We start from the raw sequence: 2,960 nt of genomic DNA on the forward strand, positions 1-2,960 counted from the left end.
CGGGTGGCGCCCTCAGAGACGAAGTCCAGCAGCGACTGGCCGGTGGAGCGGATGACGGCGACGACGTGGGCTCCTTCGCGACCGGCGACATCCACGAGGACATCCCGCAGGCGCAGGCCGCCGCCCGCGAAGGAGCCGACGTCGTCGCCGTCATCCGCTCCACCGGCCAGTCGCTGCTGGACTTCGTCCCTGAGGGCGCCACCCGCGAGGGCTACGCCGGCACCTACGCCACCCAGGAGAACTTCCGGCTGATGCGCGCCGCGCTGGACGACGTGTCGCGCGAGCTCGGCCGCTACGTGCGGCTCACCAACTACGCGTCCGGGCTGTGCATGCCCGAGATCGCCACCCTCGCCGGGCTCGAGCGCCTGGACATGATGCTCAACGACTGCATGTACGGGATCATCTTCCGCGACATCAACCCGCGCCGCACGTTCATCGACCAGCGGTTCTCGCGGCAGATCCACGCCCGCGCCGGCATCGTCATCAACACCGGCGAGGACAACTACCTCACCACCGCCGACGCCGTCGACGCCGCCCACACCGTCGTCGTCAGCCAGCTGCTCAACGAGCGGTTCGGGCACGAGGCCGGCCTCGCCGACGCCCAGCTCGGCCTCGGCCACGCCTTCGAGATCGACCCGAGGATCCCCGAGTCGTTCCGGCTCGAGCTCGCCCACGCCCAGCTCGTCCGGGAGCTGTTCCCCGACGCGCCGCTGAAGTACATGCCGCCCACCAAGCACATGACCGGCAACATCTTCGCCGGATACCTGCTGGACGCCTTCTTCAACCTCGCCGGCGTCATGACCGGGCAGTCGATCATCCTGATCGGGATGATGACCGAGGGCATCCACACCCCGTGGCTGTCGGACCGCGACCTGGCACTGGAGAACGTCCGCTACGTCCGCGACGCCTGCGGCGGCCTCGCCGAGGACTTCGTCCCCCGCCCCGACGGGCTGGTCGCCCGCCGCGCCCGGCAGGTGCTCGCCGAGTCCCTCGAACTGCTCGAGCGCATCGGCGACGACGGGCTGCTCACCGCGATCGCCGAAGGCACCTTCGGCGTCACCCGCCGCCCGCCCGACGGCGGCAAGGGCCTGGACGGCGTCGTCGAGCGCGCCGACGGGTACGTCAACCCCGCCATCGAGATCCTCGACACCGAGGACCCGCAGCGATCCGACGCCGCGCGCGCCGCGGCCGGGCAGGAGGTGCCCGCATGACCGTCGAGAGCCCCGGGACCGGGACCGGGACGCGGGCGCCCGCCGAGCCCGCCGACACCCGCCAGGTCATCCGCCCCTACGGCGACACCACCGGCGACGGCATGGTGCAGATGTCGTTCACCCTGCCCGTCCCCGCCGGGCCCCGCGCCGACGCCGCCGCCCTCCAGCTCGCCGGGAAGATGGGCCTGGAGCCCGCCAGCGTCGTCCACGCCAAGCCGATGGGCCCCGACTTCACCTTCTTCATCGTCTACGGCAAGACCCGCCACCTCATCGACTACGCCGCCATCCCCGCGCCGCCCGAACGCGAGTACCCGCTGCTGACCGCCCAGGAGGTCAACCTCGCGATCCGCCGCGCCCTCAACCGCAGGCTCGTGGTCGTCGGCGCCTGCATCGGCACCGACGCCCACACCGTCGGCATCGACGCCATCCTCAACGTCAAGGGCTTCGCCGGGGAGAAGGGCCTGGAGTACTACCGCGAGATCCAGGTCGTGAACATGGGCGCCCAGGTCACCGTCGCCGAACTCGTCGAACGCGCCAAGGCCGTCGACGCCGACGCCGTCCTGGTCTCCCAGGTCGTCACCCAGCGCAACGCCCACCTGCACAACACCAAGCAGATGGCCGCCGCGTTCCACGCCGAGTACCCCACCGCGGTCGGCCCCGGCATGGGACGCCCGCTGCTCGTCGTCGGCGGGCCCCGCTTCGACACCGTCACCGCCGCCGACCTCGGCGTCGACCGCGTCTTCGGCCGCGGCACCACCCCCGCCGAGGTCGCCAGCTTCGTCGTCCACGCCCTCCTGCCCGAGGACGCCCACGGAGAGGACCCGTCATGACCGGGAACACCACCGGCGAAGCCGCCGCCGGGCCGCCCGCCGACCCCCGGCAGGGCCTGACCGTCGTGCACCGGCGCTACATCCCCTACTCCCACGCCCACTACGCCGGCGACCTCGTCGACGGCGCCTACCTGCTCGCCCTGTTCGGCGACGCCGCCACCGAGGCGTGCATCCGCACCGACGGCGACGAGGGGCTCTTCGCCTCCTACTCCGACGTGCAGTTCCGCGCCCCCGTCCGCGCCGGGGACGTCGTGGAGACCGTCGCCGTCGTCGCCCGCCTCGGCACCCGCAGCCGCACCCTGGAGTTCGAGGCCCGCGTGGTGTGCCGGGGGCGGCCCGACAAGGGGGAGTCGTCCGCCGAGGTCCTCCCCGAGCCGATCGTCGCCGCCACCGCCACCGGCACCGTCGTCGTCCCCGGACCGGGGGACTGACCCGCCCCGGGGCGCCGGGCGCGCCCGGAACCGCCGCCGCGACGCGCCCGGGAAAGGCCGCTCCGCCCGGAAAACCGGAACCGGCCGGACCGCACGGCCGCGCCCTGACCGGCGCAGATGTCACCCCGCCCGCCGATCATGGCCCTGACCTGGGTGAACGGGGAGTAGCCGCAGAACATGCGGCGGTTGACAAGGCCGTGAGAGCCGGTAAATTCGGCTCCAGTCCAGCACGGGACTCACCGATCGGCCGCCCGCGGCGCTGCCGGGCACCGTGCCGCGGCGGAACCGGGCAGCACGCCCGCCCGCCCGAGCCAGTGCGGTGATCCGACGCCGCGTCCGGGGCGGAGCCGCCCGATCGGCCAGGGGGTTGGACCCGGGAAGGGCCCGGACATCCAGTAGAAAACGGAGCCTCGCTCTCACCGCCTGTGGGACGACTCCGGCCCGACGGATGTCACGGGCCCTCTTCCGTGTCCCCGGCCCCGCCGACC

4 protein-coding genes are annotated in these 2,960 nt (G+C 73.1%); 3 read left to right on the forward strand and 1 reads right to left on the reverse strand.

All coding sequences use genetic code 11. From position 1 onward, the window contains the following. Positions 1-95: lysine 5,6-aminomutase subunit alpha TIM-barrel domain-containing protein (locus DMH08_RS42905; RefSeq protein ID WP_442778678.1), on the reverse strand; the 95-nt coding region annotated here is incomplete at its 3' end. On the opposite strand from DMH08_RS42905, the gene DMH08_RS39135 reads away from it, so the two are divergent. The 3 genes from DMH08_RS39135 to DMH08_RS39145 are packed head-to-tail and all read left to right on the forward strand — an operon-like array spanning position 66 to position 2,472. Beyond that, complete coding sequence (locus DMH08_RS39135) at positions 66-1,211, forward strand: lysine 5,6-aminomutase subunit alpha TIM-barrel domain-containing protein (protein ID WP_442778677.1); 1,146 nt, start codon at positions 66-68, stop codon at positions 1,209-1,211. The two genes, DMH08_RS42905 and DMH08_RS39135, sit on opposite strands and share 30 nt — an antisense overlap. Further along, a complete protein-coding gene (locus DMH08_RS39140) occupies positions 1,208-2,041 on the forward strand; it encodes an OAM dimerization domain-containing protein (RefSeq protein WP_084550023.1) in 834 nt (277 codons plus the stop codon). The genes DMH08_RS39135 and DMH08_RS39140 overlap by 4 nt, the downstream gene beginning before the upstream one ends. Continuing rightward, positions 2,038-2,472, forward strand: a complete 435-nt coding sequence (locus DMH08_RS39145) for a hotdog fold domain-containing protein (RefSeq protein WP_051300459.1) — start codon at positions 2,038-2,040, stop codon at positions 2,470-2,472. The genes DMH08_RS39140 and DMH08_RS39145 overlap by 4 nt, the downstream gene beginning before the upstream one ends. The last annotated feature ends 488 nt before the right edge of the window (positions 2,473-2,960 follow it).

The organism is Actinomadura sp. WAC 06369 (assembly GCF_003947565.1).
Taxonomy (GTDB): Bacteria; Actinomycetota; Actinomycetes; order Streptosporangiales; family Streptosporangiaceae; genus Spirillospora; species Spirillospora rifamycini.